Origin of the sequence: Epilithonimonas caeni DSM 17710, assembly GCF_000426465.1 — a bacterium.
Lineage (GTDB): Bacteria > Bacteroidota > Bacteroidia > Flavobacteriales > Weeksellaceae > Epilithonimonas > Epilithonimonas caeni.
The window spans coordinates 186,210-205,309 of sequence record NZ_AUFK01000013.1; the positions used below are offsets into that span (position 1 = coordinate 186,210).

A 19,100-nucleotide genomic window follows, 5' to 3' on the forward strand; every position below is an offset into this window, starting at 1 on the left:
AGATGTTCCACGTGAAACATTATATATGCAAAGTTCAAAATTGATTATAATGCTTTGATTTCTGAACTTTAAATTTTGAATTAATTTATGAAAATTAAAGACCATTTTCTTACACAAGAAGAATTTGAAATTGTAGAAACGGAAACAAAAGGTGTTTTCAAAACTACTCCTATTCCATCTAATATTTCAAGATATTATGAAAGCGAAGATTATATTTCACATCATCAGGATACGGGAAGTTTGAAAGAAAAACTTTATAAATTTTTACAGTCTTTTAATCTTCAATACAAAAAAAATATTCTTGTAGATAGAATCAAAAAAGGTTCTAGGGTTTTGGATTATGGTTGCGGTGCCGGAGAATTTGTAAAATATATTGAAAATGATTTCCAAACTTTTGGATTTGAACCCAATTCAGATGCCAGAAATGCTGCAATCAATAAAGTTCAAAAAGCTAAAATTATTGATGAGATTTCTTCAATAGAAAATAAATCTTTAGATGCAATTACATTATGGCATGTTTTCGAACATATCGAAAATCAGAGTGAAATGTTAGAAATATTTAATCAGAAATTAAAAGAAAAAGGTTTGCTAATTATTGCTGTTCCAAATCCAACTTCGTACGATGCGAAACACTATAAAGAATTTTGGGCAGCGTATGATGTTCCAAGACATATCTATCATTTTTCAAAAAATGGAATGGAAGATCTGATTTCAAAAAATCCGGATTGGAAATTAAGAAAAATAAAACCGCTCCTACTCGATTCATTTTATATCTCGATGTTGAGTGAAAAATATAAGAAATCATCACTTTTTTGGCTAAAAGCAATTATTCATGGAACGATTTCGAACGTAAAGGCTCTTTTTTCGAACGAATTTTCAAGTTTGATATACATTATCGAAAAAAAATAGAAAATCGATTTTTGATACAATTCTGAAAGCCAATTTTCAGCCATTTTGTTCAAAAATTGTTAATAAATACAAAATTTGGAAATTATTCAGTCATTTTTGATTTCCAATTAAAGTCGCTAAGAATCGCTTAAAAAATTTTTACTCAAACACTTTTCAAGTTTAGACAAATAAAAACCAACAATTTTTTGTTGGTTTTTAAATTTATATAGAAAAATAAATTTCTATTTGTTAATTGCTGCAACTCCTGGAAGTTCTAATCCTTCCAAACTTTCCAACATTGCTCCACCTCCTGTTGAAACATAACTCACTTTATCAGAATAACCGAATTGCTTCACGAAAGCTACACTGTCTCCTCCACCAACTAGTGAGAAAGCTCCCAATTTTGTAGCCTCTGCAATACTGTCGCCTAAAGCTTTAGTTCCAGCAGCAAAATTTGACATTTCAAAAACTCCGATCGGACCATTCCACAAAATTGTTCTTGAATTTAAAAGAACATCATTGAAAATTTCTCTTGATTTAGGACCAGCATCCAAACCTTGCCAATTTTCAGGTATCTCTCTGATATCAGCAACTTTTCTTTCAGCTTCATTGTTGAAATCATCGGCAATCACAACATCAGTCGGAAGATAAACCTCAACATTGTGTTCTTTTGCTTTCGCAAGAATTTCGATGGCAAGATTCAGTTTATCATCTTCAACAATAGACTTTCCTATTTTTCCACCGAGTGCTTTGATGAATGTAAAAGACATTCCGCCACCGATAATCAAGTTATCAATTGCGGGAAGGATATTCTCTATAATTGTAATTTTTGTGGAAACCTTGGAGCCTCCAAGTATCGCAGTTACAGGTCTTTCGCCTGATTTAAGAACTTTATCAATAGCTATTAATTCCTTTTCCATTAGTAAACCGAAAAATTTAGTAGAAGGAAAGAATTGTGCAATTACAGCTGTTGAAGCGTGAGCTCTGTGGGCAGTTCCGAAAGCATCATTCACATAAGCATCACCTAATTTAGACAATTTCTCAGCAAAAGCCTCGTCACCTTTTTCTTCTTCATTATGAAAACGCAGATTTTCCAATAACAAGATCTCTCCAGCTTGTAGGTCAACAGCAGCTTGTTCAGCCTTCTCTCCTACCGATTCCTCCACAAACTTCACCTCCTTACCAAGAACCTTAGAAACCTCGCTCAAAATGTGCTTAAGAGAATATTTGTCATTCACCTCTCCTTTTGGTCTTCCAAGGTGCGTCATTAATATAACAGAACCACCGTCAGCCAAGATTTTATCAACCGTAGGCTTTACAGCAACGATTCTTGTATTATCGGTCACATTAAGATTCTCATCCTGAGGAACATTGAAATCAACTCTTATTAAAGCTTTTTTGTTTTTAAAATCGAAATCTTTAATTGTTTTCATTAAATTTTTATTTAAGGTTTTTATTGAGATTTGAAATCACTCCTCCTCTCTTTGTTTCACAAATTTAAAACTAATTCCTTCCTTTTAAAAATTTTATTCTCAAAAAAAATCCACAAACTCATTTTACATTCTAAACAACTTTCTTTTTTCTTTATAAAAAAAATATGATTGTAGTATACTGTTGTAGAAGAGAGTATGCGGATAAAAAAATCGGGAATATTTTATCACAGGAAATGTGAATTAATTAAGACCTTTTTAACATATTTAAAATACTGTTAATCAGTTAATTGATAAGGTTATAAACATTTGTTGATAATTCTAGATTTTTTCACTTACTCAAAAATACCATGCGGATAAACGAGCCTAATCTCTAATAAAAGTTTTTTCAAAAAAAGAATTATTTGTTCTCCATAAAATTGCATTACTAAAATTAATCAATTTTTAAAAGAATTATTTGACAGAAGTTATCCACAGGTTTTCTAACAATTTTTAACATTCTATTATCTTTTTATTAATGATTGTAAATTTTGTTTAATTAATTTTTATAATAAACTTTATATCATTGATTTTTAAATAACTAATTCAAAATATTTTTGATGATTATATTTTATTTTAATGCCAACAATTACAAAATATGTAGTAATTTTATACTGAAATAAAAGAATAATATAAAAAAGCAAATGGAGTCGCTAGTCTGCGATTTCATTTTACCCTTAAAAAATAATAAGTAAAAATGAAAAAAATAGCAATAGCCGCTGACCACGCCGGTTTTGAATACAAAGAATTGATAAAAAAATACCTTGAAGGTAAATACGAAGTTCAGGATTTTGGAACCTACTCTACCGATTCTGTAGATTACCCGGACTTTGTACATCCTGCAGCAAGTTCTGTGGAAAATGGAGAAAACGAATTGGGAATCTTGATCTGCGGAAGTGGAAATGGTGTTCAAATTACAGCGAATAAACATCAGAAAATAAGATGCGCTTTATGTTGGATGCCGGAAATTGCTTCTCTCGCTAGACAACATAACAATGCAAATATGATTTCGATTCCGGCGAGATTCATTTCAAAAGAATTGGCATTCGAGATTGTAGATAGATTCCTAACGACAGATTTTGAAGGAGGAAGACATCAGAAAAGAGTTGATAAAATCGCATTCTGCTAGATATAGAGACTTACAATTTTGTAAGTCTTTTTATTTGAATGACTGCAGAAACTCGATTATTAATAAAGTTGTATCTTTGCAACGCATTTCACAGAGAAAGTTCTTTCTCACGAAACCATAAATTAATACAAAGGTTTCCCAAACTCCCCTATTTTATTTTATCTTTAATAAAAATTAAATCCACTTTTGGGTTAAAATAAAAATGCAAGAAATATCTTTACTAATTATATTTTAAATAATTAAAAATATAGCTTCTGAATCAAAGGTAATATATAAAAATAGAGAGCAAGAAATATTGTATTTGCCTAATAATAAAAATCCACAAACGTTAAAATTACAATATAATCTAGGTAAATGGAATTTTCTTAGCAATTAATTTAAATTAAATGAAAAACAAAAAACATACAAGTCATAAAAACGAACAGAAACTCCAGGATTTAGGGAGGAAAATACTTCGTTTTATGAATCAGAAAACCTCCAAAATCTACAATTACAAACAGATTTCGGAAGGGATAGATTACAAAAACCCGAGACAAAGAGAACTTGTGATTCAGGCGCTTCATAGATTGCAGGCGACTCAGAAAGTCAAAGAAACCGAGAAAGGAAAATACATCGTCAATCTTCATATAGAAGGAACTTTGACCGGAGTTATCGATTTCAACCAATCCGGAAATGCTTACGTAAAAGTAGATGGAATTGCAGATGATATCTTCGTCCATCAGAAAAACGTAAAAGACGCATTGCAAGGCGATAAAGTCCTGATTGTTACTTACAACTTCAAAGGCAAAAAACTGGAAGGTTCTGTGGTAGAAGTTTTAGAAAGAGCTAAAGACACTTTTGTCGGAACTTTTCAAAAGATCGCGGAAAAAGATTTCGGGTTTGTAGTTTTGGATAAGAAGAAGCTCAACACCGATATTTTCATTTCCAAAAACCATTTCAATGGAGCAGAAGACGGTGATAAGGTCATCGTAAAAATGCTGGAATGGAAACCGGGAAGCAAGAATCCGGAAGGCGAGATAACAACGGTTCTTGGCGCTCCTGGAGAACACGAAACAGAAATCCATTCGATTTTGGCAGAATATGGTTTGCCTTACAATTTCCCGCCGGAAGTAGAACACGATGCAGACCAGATAGATAGAAGTATCAATGCTGAAGAAGTCGCAAAACGCTGGGATATGCGTGATATTCTGACATTTACGATTGACCCGAAAGATGCCAAAGATTTTGATGATGCTTTGTCTATCAGAAAATTAGAAAGTGGACTTTGGGAAATAGGTGTTCACATTGCGGATGTCTCTCATTATGTAAAACCTGGGACGATTTTGGACGATGAAGCTTATGCTAGAGCAACTTCGGTTTATCTTGTTGATAGAGTAGTGCCGATGCTTCCTGAGGTTTTGAGTAATGATGTTTGTTCACTGCGCCCAAATGAAGATAAATTCACATTTTCAGCCGTTTTCGAATTGGATGAGGAAGCGAAGATCCACAAGCAATGGTTTGGTAGAACAGTTATCCATTCCGACAGAAGATTTGCTTACGAAGAGGCCCAGGAAAGAATCGAAACTAAGGAAGGTGATTTGGTTGAGGAAATTCTTCAACTCGATAAATTAGCCAAAATAATGAGGGCGGAACGTATCAGAAATGGTGCGATTACTTTTGATAGGAGCGAGGTAAGATTCAATTTGGATGAAAACAACAAACCGATTGGCGTTTATTTCAAAGTCAGCAAAGATTCCAACCATTTGATTGAGGAATTTATGCTTTTGGCCAATAAAAAAGTCTCCGAATTCATCTCATTAAATAAAAGGAATGAACCAACTGGAAATACTTTCATTTACAGAATTCACGATGACCCGGATCCGGCAAAATTGACGGCTTTAAGAGATTTTGTAGGAACTTTCGGCTACAAGATGGATTTGGCAAATACCCAAAAAGTCGCTGAATCTTTGAATAGATTATTGAATGACGTCAAAGGAAAAGGCGAGGAAAATATGATTGAAACGCTGGCAATGAGAAGTATGAGCAAAGCCGTTTATTCTACCGACCCGATTGGACATTACGGACTTGGGTTTGAGTATTATACACATTTCACATCGCCAATCCGCCGTTATCCGGATTTGATTGCGCACAGATTGCTACAACACTATTTGGACGGCGGAAAATCGCCTAACAAAGAAGAAGTGGAAGAGAAGGCCAAACATTGTTCTGCAATGGAGCGTTTGGCTGCTGAGGCAGAAAGAGAAAGTATCAAATTTATGCAGGTCAAGTTTATGGAAGACCACGTTGGCGAAGTTTTCTCAGGCGTTATTTCCGGCGTTGCAGAGTATGGCTTCTGGGTAGAAATCCCTGAAAATGGTGCAGAAGGAATGATAAAATTGCGCGATCTGGTGGATGATTCTTACTCTTTGGATGCGAAAAATTATGCAATCATAGGTTCCAGAACAGGGAATACCTATCAATTAGGAGATCAGGTAAAAATCAAAGTGGTAAAAGCCAATCTGATTGCTAAGCAACTGGATTTTAAGATTATTGAGTAAATGAAACGATACAAAATAGATTATTATAAAGATATCGGTAAGGTCTTATTGATTTTTATTAATATCTATTTGTTTTTCAATTATGTAGTTAATACACAACTTTCAATTATAGAGATATTAGGACTATTATCAGCATTTATAATTTTAGGATATTTTGTATATAAATATTTTGATTTTCAGAAATTTATAAAAAATATTTGCTTTTATTTGCTGGTAATATTGCCATTTATTTTCAATGTTTTTTTCTTCATTAATTTTACATTTTCAGAAAAAGAAGAAGTAGAAAAATATAAGTTTGATTATACACTTACTTCTTCAGACACAAGCAGTAATCCACGAAAAAAGGTAATTTCTACAACAATAAAATTGAATACGAGAAAATATGATGATTATTTTTTCTTTAAGACATTTGCAGATTATAAGAAAATAGAAAAGAATAACATTGTAACTTACACATTTTCAAAAGGATTATTTGGACTAAGAGTTTTAAAAAAGTATGAATTTTCGAAAGAAGATTAGTTTTTTAAATTTTAATTATCAATGGAATATCTAAAGTCTAATATCTAGTTTCTACTTATTTGCCGTATTTAAAAAGTAAAATGTATTTTTGCTTTTGTCTTAGTACAAGATACATTATACTTTTTACAAAAAAATAATAATGCTCGAACTCATTTTATACGCTGTCGGATTAGGGATAATGCTAAGTTTGGTCTTTATAGGACCTATTTTTTTCCTGCTGATAGAAACCAGTTTTTCCCGGGGTCCAAGACACGCCATTGCTTTGGATATCGGTGTAGTTTCTGCTGATCTACTTTGTATAGTTGTCAGTTATTATGCCAGCGCGGATTTGGTAAGTCTTATTGATAAACATCCCGGATTTTACCGGATTTCAGCATTTCTCATCCTAATCTATGCCATTTATATGCTCCTTTCCAGAACCAAAATGCACATCGAAGGCGAAGAAAAACTCATCGACCAGAATTATATCAAGACCTTTCTCAACGGATTTTTACTCAATTTACTGAACATCGGAGTTGTTTTATTTTGGCTAGTGACAGTAGTTTCGGTTCGAAATGCCTATCCAAAAGTTCAGGACTTTGTTCTTTATATCGGGATTGTAATTGGAACTTATTTGCTCATCGATCTGTCCAAAATCCTTTTAGCAAAACAATTCCACGATAAACTGAATCAACGCATTGCGAACAAGATAAGAAAAGCAGTCGGATGTATTTTGGTATTATTCAGTTTCTTTATTTTCCTTCAAAGCTTCAAAAAGTTCAATAAGTTCGAAGAAAAATTAGAAAAAGCAGAGAAACAGCAACCAAAGATTAAATGATTATTTGAGCAACTTATCCACTTGTAATTTATCCTGAGCTTAGCCTGTAGTGAGTTTGTCGAACTATCGAAGGACTTCCAATTGTCACTCTGAGGCTCTCGAAGAGTCTGCTCAAGTCGGGTTGCAGATTCACAAAACCAAGTGACAAGCTAAACACAATATTTGTCATTCCGTAGGAATCTCAACAATCCGGATTCCTGCAGAATAATAAAATAACTTGAAATTTTTTGCTGAGCGAAGTGCCTTTGCGAATCTTAAAATATTTTCAATAAAATAAAAAAATCTTTGCGACCTTTGCGTTAAAATCAATACATCAAACAAACACAAATGCAAAAAATAACTTTCCCAAAACCACTCAAAAAAGGAGATAAAATAGCCATTATTTCGCCGGCAGGTTCTGTTGAGATTCCACAATTGGATAAAACTTTAGAATTGATCAGGTCCAAAGGTTACGAACCCATTTTAGGCGAAAATCTCTACACAAAATATCAAAACGGTTATTCATACGCCGGAACAGAAAAACAACGCATAAATGATATCAATTGGGCTTTAAACGACACAGAGATTTCTGCGGTCTGGGCTTCAAGAGGAGGGTATGGTTGTCAGCATTTGGTTCAGCATTTAGATTTAAAAGAATTTAAGAAAAATTCAAAATGGTATATCGGATATTCTGACAACACAGTGATTCAGAGTTATCTCTTGAAAAAAGGCTTTGCTTCTATCCACGGACAAACCATAAAAACTTCCAATTTTGGAGTTACGCAAGAAAGCTATGAGCTAATTTTTGATATTCTGAAAGGCAAAAAACTCAATTATAAAATCGATTCAAACCCGAACAATAGAGTAGGAGACACGTCGGGAGTTTTAGTTGGTGGAAATCTCGCTTTGGTTTACGCACTTTTGGGAACGCCATATTCTTTTGATTTCACAGATAAAATTTTATTCATAGAAGATATCGGAGAAAATTTCTATGCACTTGACCGAATGATTATGAGCCTGGAATTAGCTGGTGTTTTCAAAAAAATCAAAGGTCTCATTGTTGGCGGAATGACCAATATGGGAAAAGAGAATGAAAACAAAGAATACGAAGAATCTTTCGATTCGTTTGTTTACCAGTTGATTGCCGACAGAGTTTCCAAATACAATTTTCCAATTGTTTTTGGATTTCCAAACGGGCATATTTTTGACAACAGACCTTTAATCATCGGTTCAGAAATTAATCTGAAAGTTGATAAAAGAGTTATTGTCGAGTTTTAGGTCTTTGAGAAATCCAGACTGAAACATTTGATAAACAGTTAGTATAGAGTTGTCACGCTGAGGTTCTCGAAGCGTTTAAATGATCATTTTCAATAATAAATAAATATGGCAGACCACAACGATTTTGGAAAAATAGCTGAAGATCTAGCGGTTGATTTTTTAGTCAAGAATCAATACAAGATTCTGGCTCGCAATTTCCGGTATCTGAAAGCAGAATTGGACATCATCGCTGAATTCAAGAATCAAATTGTCATTGTAGAAGTGAAAGCCAGAAATACAGATGTTTTTCTGGAACCTCAAGAAGCTGTTAACAAAAAGAAAATCAAATTGTTAATTTCCGCGGCTAATTATTTTATCGAAGAAAATAATATTGATAAAGAAGTCAGATTTGACATCATTTCGGTGCTTCCTAATAAACAAAAAACTTTGGAAATCCATCATATTATCGATGCTTTCCAAAGTTTTGAAATATGATTTTATTTGGCTAAGAGATTCTTTAAACTTTCAATTTCACGTTCAAGTCTTTTTATTTTCTGTGTGTTAGATTCTTTACTTTTAGCAATCATATCTAAAACATCTATATCATACAATTTAGCTATTTGCTCCAGTCTGTCAATATCCAGTTTTGTTTTTCCATTTTCTATATCACAATAGGCTCTTTGTGATATAAATAGTTTTTTAGCAGTATCAGCCTGAGAAAGACCACTGAGTAATCTCAGTTGTTTAATTTTTTCATTTATTTTCATCAATTAGTGTTTTATGGTTTAAAATTAATAAATAATAATAATCCAAGAAGAATTATTTCTAAAGTATGAAGTAAAACTGCTAATTATTTGTATTTGTTAAAAAAATTTATGAATAATTTCGAATTAATAAAAATGCGCAGATTATTAAATAAAAATTTTATTAACTTTAAACTTAATCAAAATGAAAAAATTTTATTACTACTTATTAATTATTCCAACAATCATTTTCTCTCTTATTTATTCTTGTGAGAGAGATAAGGCAGTAGATGCATCCTCAAATAAAACGAATAATATATTTTCTAAAAGTGCAAAATATAAAGATAGAACAGATAATTATTTGTTCACAAAAGGTGGCTCAGTAGAATTTTCTGTTGACAAAATAAATAACATATACAAATCAGTAACTAAAAAATCGGATAATGGAAATGTTTTGCAATTTATGTTATTTACAACAGGAAATCTGAGTAACGGAAATGATTTTGACTATTCGAAAATCGAAGGTGTTTGTTTTTATAAATTGGAAGATGGTTTTTTGGTTCAGAATATGTTTAAAAAATCAGGTGATAATTTTGTTGAGATTCCTGAACTGTCGTTAAAAATTTCTTCAATACATATGACAGATGTTAATTTTTTGATTAAATATTCAAAATTGCCAACATACCAATTGACAACGTATCTTGTTAAAAATGAAAAATTTGCTAATAAATCTGTATCTGAATATAATGAATCAGAAGATTTTCAAGATTTTATTTCTTATTATGTTGGTTCACAAGTCAAATTAGATAACACACTATCTCAAGAGGAAACGATAGAAATACTTGGATTATTACCTGGTGGCGGTTGTAAAGGCTGTGGAAATAGTAGGGGAGTATGTGATTATGATGGTCCTATAGGTGTTTATTGTGATGTAAATGGATGTAGTTCAGGTTATGCAAAAAATCAATTGATAAGTAATAATTCTGAATATGCAAATAATTTTAATGATGCAAAATCATATTCTATTAGAGATAATGTATTGGAAAACAGTTTGTTTGGATTAAAATATGAAAATTATTATTATCAGACCAGTTTTTCTGAACTTAATATATCTTTTTCTGATGCTATAGAATATGCTAAAATACTTCCGGATTTATATATAGCATACGATAATATAGTGAATGGGAACTCTGAAGAAATTCTGATTTCCGATGTGCTTGCTCAAAAAATAAATAATATTTTGAACAATCTGATTTCATCAAATTCTGATAAAGAGAATTTTATTAAAATTTTGCAGGATATAAAATCCGATGTTAGTTATTTGAAAAATAAAACAATTGAAGAAGTTAATGATAAAATATATTAAAGAGATTTTAATTTGGGGAGGAATTTCAACAATTTGTGCTTATTTGTTAAACTCAGTTTTTGCTTTTCTATTTTCTGATTATTTAGAAAATATTGTTTATAATGCTTTTGGATTATTTATAATAGCGATTCTATCACTGGTCGTTTTTTTATTCTATAAAAAAGAAGATATAAAATTTGAACTATTTCTAAGATATTCATTTGCTAACTTATGCATTATTACTATCTACAATTTTTACTATTTTATCAAATTCAAAATGGGAATATTAAAGTATTGTACTACAGAAATGATTTCAAGGGAAAAGTTTGTGGAAGCTTGCTTTGGTTCAAATTTTATGATTTTTGTTACAACCTTTTTCTTTTTGTTAATTTTTAAAGAGAAGAACATAAAAATTTTTACAAAGACTTCTATCATTTACATCGTTTTAATTTTATTTTTAACGATAGTTTTTAGAGTTCATATAATTTTTCTGACTCTTGTAGGACAAATCTTATCAAAAATTTAATAATAATAAATTCAAATAAACCCCCTTTCCATTTAATTTATGAAAGAGGGTTTGTTTATATTTTCAGATTCTACTTTATCTCCACACAACCCACTCTTCCTCCCGCATTTCCAGTAGGTTGCGTATGAAAATCATCAACGCCAGAATGGATAACGATGGCTTTTCCAATAATGTTTTTCATTGGGTCATCACATCCAAGACACCATTTATCCGTAGTAAAGATCAATTGTGCCTGCCCATTTTTATCAGCTTCCAAATTTCCAATATCACCCATATGGAAGTGTTCGGTATCCCATTTTCCGTGGTCATCTTTTGATGGATTCCAATGTCCGCCGGCAGATGAAGCATCTGTTGCACTGCAATTTCCAAATTCATGGATGTGAACGGCGTGAAGACCGGGTGTTAATTTAAAAATACTCAGATCCATTTCGACTTTTCCTTTTTTCTGTGTAAAATTAGCAGTCCCTTGAGTTTCTGTATGGGATTTTGGGCGAACGATATATTGTTTGGATACCGTTTTGCACGAAGCCAAAGAAAGACCTGCAATGCCCACAAGTAGTAGATTTTTCATAAAAATAGCTTATTTGTTGTTTGTAGATATAACAAATTTAAAGCCAATATTCTGAACCTAATGTTTTACGTGAAACATTTACGATTCGGTTAGGAATATCTACAGTTCGGTTACAATTAATTTAATATTGTCATTCCCTGAAATATCTTTGAATCAAAATTAACATTATGACAACTCAAGGTAGGATTTCTTCACTTTTTTTTCTTTTGATCAGTATCAGCATTTGGTCACAAATTACTATTTCCGGAAAAGTAACTTATAAGAATAAAACATTGAAAGACATTAATGTAACGCTTAAAGATACTTATGACGGTGCAACCACGGATGAAAATGGAAATTATTCTTTCACCACCACAGAAACCGGAGATAAGATTTTGGTTTTTTCAGGACAAAATTATGACGAAGTTGAGCTATCTGTAAAAATTGAAGGAAAAGATATCTCAATGAATGCTAATTTAAAAGAGCAAATTAACGAAATTAATGCCGTTGTGATTACTGCGGGAAGTATAGAAGCCAGCGACAAGAAACGTACGACAGCTCTGTTGACACCTTTGGACGTTTATACAACAGCCGGAGCTAACGGACAGATTTCCTCAGCTTTAGGTTATTTACCAGGCGTTCAGAAAGTAGGAGAGAGTGAGGGATTATTTGTGAGAGGTGGAACCGGAGCAGAAACAAAGATCTTTATGGATGGCAATCTGGTCAATAATTATTTCACCAATTCTGTTCCGGGAATTGCCGGGAGAGACCGTTTTAATACATCATTATTCAAAGGTAATGTGTTTTCAAGTGGTGGATATTCTGCGGTTTATGGGCAGGCTTTGTCATCGGTTTTGATTTTGGAAAGCGTGGATCTGCCGGATACGACATCATTTAACTTCGGAGTTTCCCCGATTTTCCTTAGTGCTAACTATCAGAAACTCAATCAGGAAAAAACGGCTTCTTGGGGCGTTGCAGGTGGTTATTCGAATCTTGGATTGATGGGAAAATTATTCAACTTCAATACAGATTTTGACAGATATCCGCAAGGTTACGGATTCGATGGGAATTTCAGAATCAAAACCAAAAAAGGAGGTTTCATCAAATATTATGGAAGCGTAGATGAAAATAAAATGGCAGTTGGGTCAGAGAGCCTAGAGCCGGATTCTGACAAAAATATGGTCAGTCTGAAAGGTCAGAATATGTATCATAACCTGTCTTATAGAGAGAAATTCGGGAAGTATCTTTTGAATATCGGAACATCTTATACTTATAATTCTAGCGATTTGAATTTTGCTACTTTTAAAGATAATATTGAGCAATCTGATACACCAATCAATAATCAATCAAATTACATCAATGCAAAAGCAGTTATCGAAAGAAAAATCAATAGAGCAAGTATTTTGAGAGCTGGATTTGAATTAAACAATGCTGATGAAAATATGAAATATGGAACTTTCGAAAGAAATTATAATGATTTGATTACGTCTGCTTTTGCAGAAACCGATTTGATCTTCACTAATAATTTAACGGCAAAAATAGGAGCAAGAACAGAACATTCTTCTTATCTCGGTAAATGGAATTTCTCACCAAGAGCTGCTTTGGCTTACAGAATTTCCAAAGACTGGACAACTTCTCTGGCTTACGGAATCTTCTATCAAAATCCGGAAAGCAAATATCTTTACAGCAAGAATTTTGATTTTCAGAGAGCAGACCATTATATCTTTCAGATTCAGAAAAATTCGGATGGGAGAAGTTTGAGATTTGAGGCATTTTATAAAAAATACGATGATCTGATCAAAACCATTTCATTGGCAGACAATGTCTCTTCGGCAAATAACCAATATTATCAGATTGCGAATAGTAATGAAGGAAAAGGTTTTGCAAAAGGAGTCGAATTATTCTGGAGAGATAAAAAAACATTCAAAGATATCGATTATTGGCTGACTTATTCCTATCTGGATTCTAAAAGAGACTTCTTAAACTATCCTTTTAGTTTAGCTCCGAATTTCGCTTCAAAACATACTTTCAATGCGGTGGCGAAGAAGTTTGTGATGGACTGGAAAACTGGATTTAATTTGTCCTATACTTATTCCAAAGGAAGACCTTATTATGATTTGGTTTCCGAAAATGGAGAGAATATTGTTCGCCATCAAGGGAAATTAAAAGATTACAGCGGGCTAAATTTCAGTATCAATTATGTTCCAAGCGTTGGCAAGAAAGATTCGAAGTCATTTACTGTATTTGTTTTGAGCATCAATAATATTTTGGGTAATAAAAATATTTACGGCTATAATTATTCTGCTGATGGCAATAACAGAACAGCTGTTAGACCGCCAGTGAATACGTTTGTTTTTGTAGGAGTCTTCGTAAGTTTTGGAGTTGATAAGACGAATGATGCGATTAATAATAATTTGTAAATGATTAAAGGTTAAACACAAAGAAAATTTGAATTTGTGCTAAATTATTTAAAGATTAATCAAAGATTTTTTAGTGCCTTAAAAACGCAAAGTCTATAAATGAAATTTGTGTCTTTGTGTTTAATAACAACCGAGTTTAAAGTATTACGGCTCAGACGTTAAAAACGACAGTTCGGCAGAATAAAATTTCAATAAGCGAAAACTCATTCTATCTTTGAATCAGAAATTCAAAATAACAAATAAACATATTCATTATGAAAAATCTATTCTTAACAGCAGCATTAATTTTTGTAGGATTTACAGCATTTGCCCAGACCGCTTATGAAAAAGCAATGACAGAGAAGATCTCTAAAGTGGAAGATCACAAAACACCGGACGAATTCACGGCTTTAGCAAACGATTTCGATAGGATAGGAATCAAGGAAAGTACACAATGGTTGCCTTACTATTACGCCGCATTTGCAACCATCCAAAAGGGAAGAATCCTGATGCGAGGCGATGATAAATCCGGATTGGACCCAGTTGCAGCGGAAGCAGAAAAATACATCGCAAAAGCAGAAACATTAAGCCCCAACAATGCTGAACTTTTCATTCTGAAAAAGATGACCAGCGGACTCAGAATGATGGCAGACCCGATGTCCAGATATATGAGCGAAGCACCTGTTGCCCAGCAAGCACTGGCAAAGGCCATAGAATTGGACCCAAATAATCCAAGAATCACAGTTTTGCAGGCAGAGGATGCTTATTTTACACCTGAACAATTCGGTGGAAGCAAAACCAAAGGTGCAGAATTATTCAAAAAAGCGATTGAGCAGTTCGGTACTTACAAATCAAAATCTTCTCTTGACCCAAAATGGGGAAAAGCTGAAGCAGAATATTTTCTAAGTCAGAAATAAGCACAACATTCATATTTCATCGAGTTCCTTCGTCTTTGGCGAGGGAATTTTTGTATCCGATGTTTTACAGGCGATAAAGATATTATTAATAATTGGGAATCATAAAAGGTGTATCAAACTTAGTGATGATTTTTTCTGAACAACAATATTTATTCGCTCAGGATTACTGTCGATAGAATTTTTATTAATTTTGAAACCATTCAAAAAGTTAAAAATGAAAGTAAAATCAATTCTTACAACGACAGCCGTGGTTTTCTACATGGGTGTGCAAGCTCAAACTATGACTCAATCTAACTATCCCAAAGCCGTAAAAGGAATTCAAGTCGATAACTATTTCGGAACTCAGGTTTCTGACCCTTTCCGCGATCTGGAAAACGATTCTGAAGCGACCAAGAAATGGGTGGACGAAGAAGTAGCTTACAGCCAGAATTATCTATCGAAAATTCCTTTTAGAGAGACAATCAAAGATCAATTGAGAGATATCTGGAATTATGAGAAAATAGGAGCACCGTTCAAAGAAGGTGACTATACTTATTATTATAAAAATAACGGATTACAGGCGCAGTCTGTGCTTTACAGAACCAATAACAAAGCCAAACAAACAGAGGTTTTCCTTGACCCCAATACTTTTTCGGACAAAGGAACGACTTCACTTTCCAATTTGTCATTCAATAAGAAAGGAAACCTTGCGGCATATTCTATCTCAGAAGGTGGAAGTGACTGGAACAAGATCATCATCATCGATGCCATCAGTAAAAAACAAATCGATGAAACATTAGTGGATGTGAAATTCAGTGGGATTGCCTGGAAAGGCGACGAAGGTTTCTATTACTCCAGCTATGATAAGCCGAAGGAAGGAACGGTTCTTTCCGGAATGACGGACAAGCACAAAGTTTATTTCCACAAATTAGGAACAAAACAATCCGAAGATCAACTGATCTTCGGAGGCGAAAAAACACCGAGAAGATATCTTTCTGCTGGCGTTTCCGAAGATCAGAGATTCCTTATTATTTCAGCCGCTAATGCTACCAACGGCAACGAATTATATGTCAAAGATCTTAAAAATGGAGGAGATTTTATCCAGATTAACAAAGGTTTTGACATCAATGCGGATATTGTAGATACGCAGGGCGACGAGCTTTTCATCTTCACAGATAAAGATGCGCCGAATATGAGATTGGTAAAAGCCAGCATCAAAAACCCAAGCCCGGAAAACTGGAAAGATGTCATTCCACAAACTGAAAATGTGTTGAGCATTTCTGAAGGTGGCGGATACTTTTTCGGGAAATATATGAAAGATGCCATCAGCCTTGTGAAGCAATTTGATAAGACGGGGAAACTTGTCAGAGAAATTGTTTTGCCCGGAAAGGGAACAGTTTCCGGTTTCGGAGGTAAGGAAAAGGAGAAAGACATCTATTATTCTTTTACCAATTATATTATGCCGGGAACGATCTACAAATACAATGTAGATTCCGGAAAATCAGAGGTCTATCAAAAACCGAAAGTGAAATTCAACCCGGAGAATTATGTTTCTGAGCAGGTTTTCTACACGTCAAAAGACGGGACCAAAGTTCCAATGATGATCAACTATAAAAAAGGAACTAAACTGGACGGTAAAAATCCGACCATTCTCTATTCTTACGGCGGTTTCAACATCAGCCTTCAGCCAGCTTTCTCCGTCGTGAATGCCATCTGGATGGAGAATGGAGGAATCTATGCGGTTCCGAACATCCGTGGTGGCGGTGAGTATGGTAAAAAATGGCATGATGCAGGAACGAAACAACAGAAGAAAAATGTGTTTGATGACTTTATTGCGGCTGGAGAATATCTACAGTCGAAAGGTTACACTTCCAAGGAATATATGGCACTTTCCGGACGTTCAAATGGTGGTCTTTTGGTAGGGGCGACAATGACCATGAGACCAGACCTGGCAAAAGTAGCTTTCCCTGGCGTTGGGGTTTTGGATATGTTGAGATATAATAAATTCACAGCAGGTGCGGGCTGGTCTTACGATTACGGAACTACCGAAGACAGCAAAGAAATGTTTGAGTACCTGAAATCTTATTCCCCGGTTCATAATGTGAAGGCTGGAACCTGTTATCCGTCAACAATGATCATTACCAGTGATCATGATGATAGAGTAGTGCCGGCACATTCCTTCAAATTTGGTGCTGAGTTGCAGGAAAAACAAACTTGCAACAATCCGATCTTGCTAAGAATCGAGAAGAATGCCGGTCACGGCGCAGGGCGTTCTACCGAGCAGGTGATCGGCGAAAATGCTGACCTTTTAAGTTTTGCTTTATTCGAAATGGGAATAAAATCCTTGAAAAAATAAATTCTTTTATCCATGTGACAAAAAATCCCGAAATTAGTTTCGGGGTTTTTGGTTTTGGACAAAAATTTGATGCAACCCAAATCATCTATTTTAAATTTTATAACTATGAAAAAGAACATTTTAATTTCCACTCTTGCTATTTCATTGGCTTTAGTTTCCTGCAAAAAAAATGACACCAAAAGAATGTCAGAGTCTTACTCAACAAAAACGGAAATTGTGGAGAAAGATGGCAAGATCGATACGGTTACAACAACTTCTGCCGAGAAAGAAGTCAATGGCAAAAAAACAACATCGATTTCCTATCCATATAAAGCCAGCGACGGAAGCCGGGCAAAAGCTACTTTCATAGACGATGGCAAAGCGAAAACAATTACTATCGAAGCGAATAATATGAAATATGTTCTGGACTTCAAGAAAGCCACTCCAACAGGAGAACTTTATGAAAGGAATACGATTTCTGCCGAATCTTCTGAAGATTCACTATTGATTTCTCAGGGCAATAATGTGATCCATTTGGCAAAAGTTAGATAAATAAAAAGGGAATCTAAAATTTTAGATTCCCTTTTTTCCTTCCAGGAGCATTTCTATCATTTTGATTTTCCGGCGTTCTCGGGTTTCTGCTTTTTTGGCTTCTTCTATCCAGCGGATATATTCTTTTTTGTGCGTGTAAGACATTTTCTCATAGATCTCCTTCGCTTTTTCATTTTGATCAAGCAATTCCTGGACATCATCAGGTACAATGACGATTCGTTCTTCTTTGTCTTCCCAAAGCTTAACCTCTACAATATCTCCAAAAGTCTTTCCCAATTCTTTTCTGATGTCTTGGGTCAGTCCTAATCTATGACAACCGCCGCCCATATTCGCAAGACTGCTTCTGTATTCAATCTTATTGTCTAATAAAACTTTGACTTTAATCTGTCCTTTTTTTCCAAATAATTCTACGGTATCAAACGGAAAATTGACAAAGGCAGCGTTGATGTATTGGTGTTGTTGGATTTCTGCGGAGAATGTGATTGGTTGAGTCATAGTTTAAACAAAAAAATCCCGAACTCAAATGTCGGGATTTTCAACAGCCAATTACTGATTTCCGTAAAATTAATTTTAAAGTAATTTTTATATTTGCTAGAAATCAATCAATAAATAACTATGAAGAACCTTAGCATTATTTTAATTACAATTTTATTGATAAGTTGTAAAAAAGAAGAAAAGAAATATTCTCCTGAAATTGAAATGAAAGCACAGTTGATGGTTGACAGTATTACCAAATCTGTTAAGAAAGAATCTGCTCTTGAAAATAAAGAACAATCGGATGCCCCTGTGAAGGTAATGAATTCTCGTTTTATAGAAAAGGAATATTCAAATTATAAAGATGTAGAATTAACCTATAAAAATATTTCTAATAAAGATATAAAAGCCATTAAATTTGAATGGTATGGAGAAGATTCATTTGGAGGACCAGCAGATATGGGTATTACAGACGGAAATGGCGGAGGATTTGATGATGACGTTTTAAAAGCAGGAAAAAAGAGAACTTCTGAATGGAATGTTTTAAGTAGAAATGGGGATAAAATTCTAACTGCGAGAGCTTATGAGGTGGTTTATACTGATGGTATAAAATGGAAAGCAAAATAATTTTGGTTTTGCTTATTTCTTAATAAAATAAAAATCCCAAATACTAAATCGGGATTTT

Annotated in this window: 18 protein-coding genes; 14 read left to right on the forward strand and 4 right to left on the reverse strand. The window is 33.6% G+C overall.

Annotated features, from left to right (window positions below):
* The first annotated feature begins 87 nt into the window (after nt 1-87).
* Nucleotides 88-909 (forward strand): class I SAM-dependent methyltransferase, encoded by an 822-nt coding sequence (locus tag K319_RS0106370; RefSeq protein WP_027382888.1) that lies wholly within the window; start codon nt 88-90, stop codon nt 907-909.
* A 221-nt stretch (nt 910-1,130) separates the two neighbouring features.
* Here the strand turns inward: K319_RS0106370 and K319_RS0106375 are convergent, their stop codons facing one another.
* Nucleotides 1,131-2,321: a phosphoglycerate kinase gene (locus tag K319_RS0106375; protein WP_027382889.1), complete on the reverse strand. Its 1,191-nt coding sequence runs from the start codon at nt 2,319-2,321 to the stop codon at nt 1,131-1,133.
* Nucleotides 2,322-3,054: 733 nt separating this feature from the next.
* Here K319_RS0106375 and rpiB point away from each other — a divergent pair.
* The 6 genes from rpiB to K319_RS0106410 all read left to right on the forward strand — a co-directional run bounded on the left by rpiB (nt 3,055) and on the right by K319_RS0106410 (nt 9,090).
* Nucleotides 3,055-3,486: a ribose 5-phosphate isomerase B gene (gene rpiB / locus K319_RS0106380; protein WP_027382890.1), complete on the forward strand. Its 432-nt coding sequence runs from the start codon at nt 3,055-3,057 to the stop codon at nt 3,484-3,486.
* 386 nt (nt 3,487-3,872) lie between these two features.
* Nucleotides 3,873-6,023 carry a ribonuclease R gene (gene rnr, locus K319_RS0106385; RefSeq protein WP_027382891.1) on the forward strand — a complete coding sequence of 717 codons (2,151 nt, stop codon included), beginning with the start codon at nt 3,873-3,875 and terminating at the stop codon, nt 6,021-6,023.
* On the forward strand, nt 6,024-6,542 hold the full coding sequence (locus tag K319_RS0106390; RefSeq protein ID WP_027382892.1) for a hypothetical protein: 519 nt from the start codon (nt 6,024-6,026) through the stop codon (nt 6,540-6,542).
* A gap of 139 nt (nt 6,543-6,681) precedes the next feature.
* Nucleotides 6,682-7,359, forward strand: coding sequence for a LysE family translocator (locus K319_RS0106395; protein ID WP_027382893.1), 678 nt, complete (start codon nt 6,682-6,684; stop codon nt 7,357-7,359).
* A gap of 327 nt (nt 7,360-7,686) precedes the next feature.
* Nucleotides 7,687-8,616 carry a S66 peptidase family protein gene (locus K319_RS0106405; protein WP_027382894.1) on the forward strand — a complete coding sequence of 310 codons (930 nt, stop codon included), beginning with the start codon at nt 7,687-7,689 and terminating at the stop codon, nt 8,614-8,616.
* A 105-nt stretch (nt 8,617-8,721) separates the two neighbouring features.
* Nucleotides 8,722-9,090 (forward strand): YraN family protein, encoded by a 369-nt coding sequence (locus K319_RS0106410; protein ID WP_027382895.1) that lies wholly within the window; start codon nt 8,722-8,724, stop codon nt 9,088-9,090.
* Nucleotides 9,091-9,092: 2 nt separating this feature from the next.
* On the opposite strand, the gene K319_RS19930 is transcribed toward K319_RS0106410, so the two are convergent.
* Nucleotides 9,093-9,362, reverse strand: a complete 270-nt coding sequence (locus K319_RS19930; protein ID WP_051230495.1) for a helix-turn-helix domain-containing protein — start codon at nt 9,360-9,362, stop codon at nt 9,093-9,095.
* 181 nt (nt 9,363-9,543) lie between these two features.
* On the opposite strand from K319_RS19930, the gene K319_RS0106420 reads away from it, so the two are divergent.
* Nucleotides 9,544-10,704, forward strand: a complete 1,161-nt coding sequence (locus K319_RS0106420) for a hypothetical protein (RefSeq protein ID WP_027382896.1) — start codon at nt 9,544-9,546, stop codon at nt 10,702-10,704.
* Nucleotides 10,688-11,209: a hypothetical protein gene (locus K319_RS0106425; RefSeq protein ID WP_027382897.1), complete on the forward strand. Its 522-nt coding sequence runs from the start codon at nt 10,688-10,690 to the stop codon at nt 11,207-11,209. Before K319_RS0106420 ends, K319_RS0106425 begins: the two co-directional genes overlap by 17 nt.
* A 70-nt stretch (nt 11,210-11,279) precedes the next feature.
* On the opposite strand, the gene K319_RS0106430 is transcribed toward K319_RS0106425, so the two are convergent.
* Nucleotides 11,280-11,780, reverse strand: a complete 501-nt coding sequence (locus K319_RS0106430; RefSeq protein ID WP_027382898.1) for a superoxide dismutase family protein — start codon at nt 11,778-11,780, stop codon at nt 11,280-11,282.
* A 167-nt stretch (nt 11,781-11,947) separates the two neighbouring features.
* On the opposite strand from K319_RS0106430, the gene K319_RS0106435 reads away from it, so the two are divergent.
* The 4 genes from K319_RS0106435 (at nt 11,948) to K319_RS0106450 (ending at nt 17,941) form a co-directional block, all read left to right on the forward strand.
* Nucleotides 11,948-14,179, forward strand: a complete 2,232-nt coding sequence (locus tag K319_RS0106435) for a TonB-dependent receptor (RefSeq protein WP_027382899.1) — start codon at nt 11,948-11,950, stop codon at nt 14,177-14,179.
* Nucleotides 14,180-14,433: 254 nt separating this feature from the next.
* The gene (locus K319_RS0106440) at nt 14,434-15,075 is read left to right on the forward strand and encodes a tetratricopeptide repeat protein (RefSeq protein ID WP_027382900.1); all 642 of its coding nucleotides are present in this window, start codon (nt 14,434-14,436) and stop codon (nt 15,073-15,075) included.
* A gap of 280 nt (nt 15,076-15,355) precedes the next feature.
* Nucleotides 15,356-17,410 (forward strand): prolyl oligopeptidase family serine peptidase, encoded by a 2,055-nt coding sequence (locus K319_RS0106445; protein ID WP_235696091.1) that lies wholly within the window; start codon nt 15,356-15,358, stop codon nt 17,408-17,410.
* Nucleotides 17,411-17,515: 105 nt separating this feature from the next.
* Nucleotides 17,516-17,941: a hypothetical protein gene (locus K319_RS0106450; protein ID WP_027382902.1), complete on the forward strand. Its 426-nt coding sequence runs from the start codon at nt 17,516-17,518 to the stop codon at nt 17,939-17,941.
* A gap of 21 nt (nt 17,942-17,962) precedes the next feature.
* Here the strand turns inward: K319_RS0106450 and K319_RS0106455 are convergent, their stop codons facing one another.
* Nucleotides 17,963-18,436: a YdeI/OmpD-associated family protein gene (locus K319_RS0106455; RefSeq protein ID WP_027382903.1), complete on the reverse strand. Its 474-nt coding sequence runs from the start codon at nt 18,434-18,436 to the stop codon at nt 17,963-17,965.
* 120 nt (nt 18,437-18,556) lie between these two features.
* Here K319_RS0106455 and K319_RS0106460 point away from each other — a divergent pair, with 120 nt between their 5' ends.
* Complete coding sequence (locus tag K319_RS0106460) at nt 18,557-19,042, forward strand: hypothetical protein (protein ID WP_027382904.1); 486 nt, start codon at nt 18,557-18,559, stop codon at nt 19,040-19,042.
* The last annotated feature ends 58 nt before the right edge of the window (nt 19,043-19,100 follow it).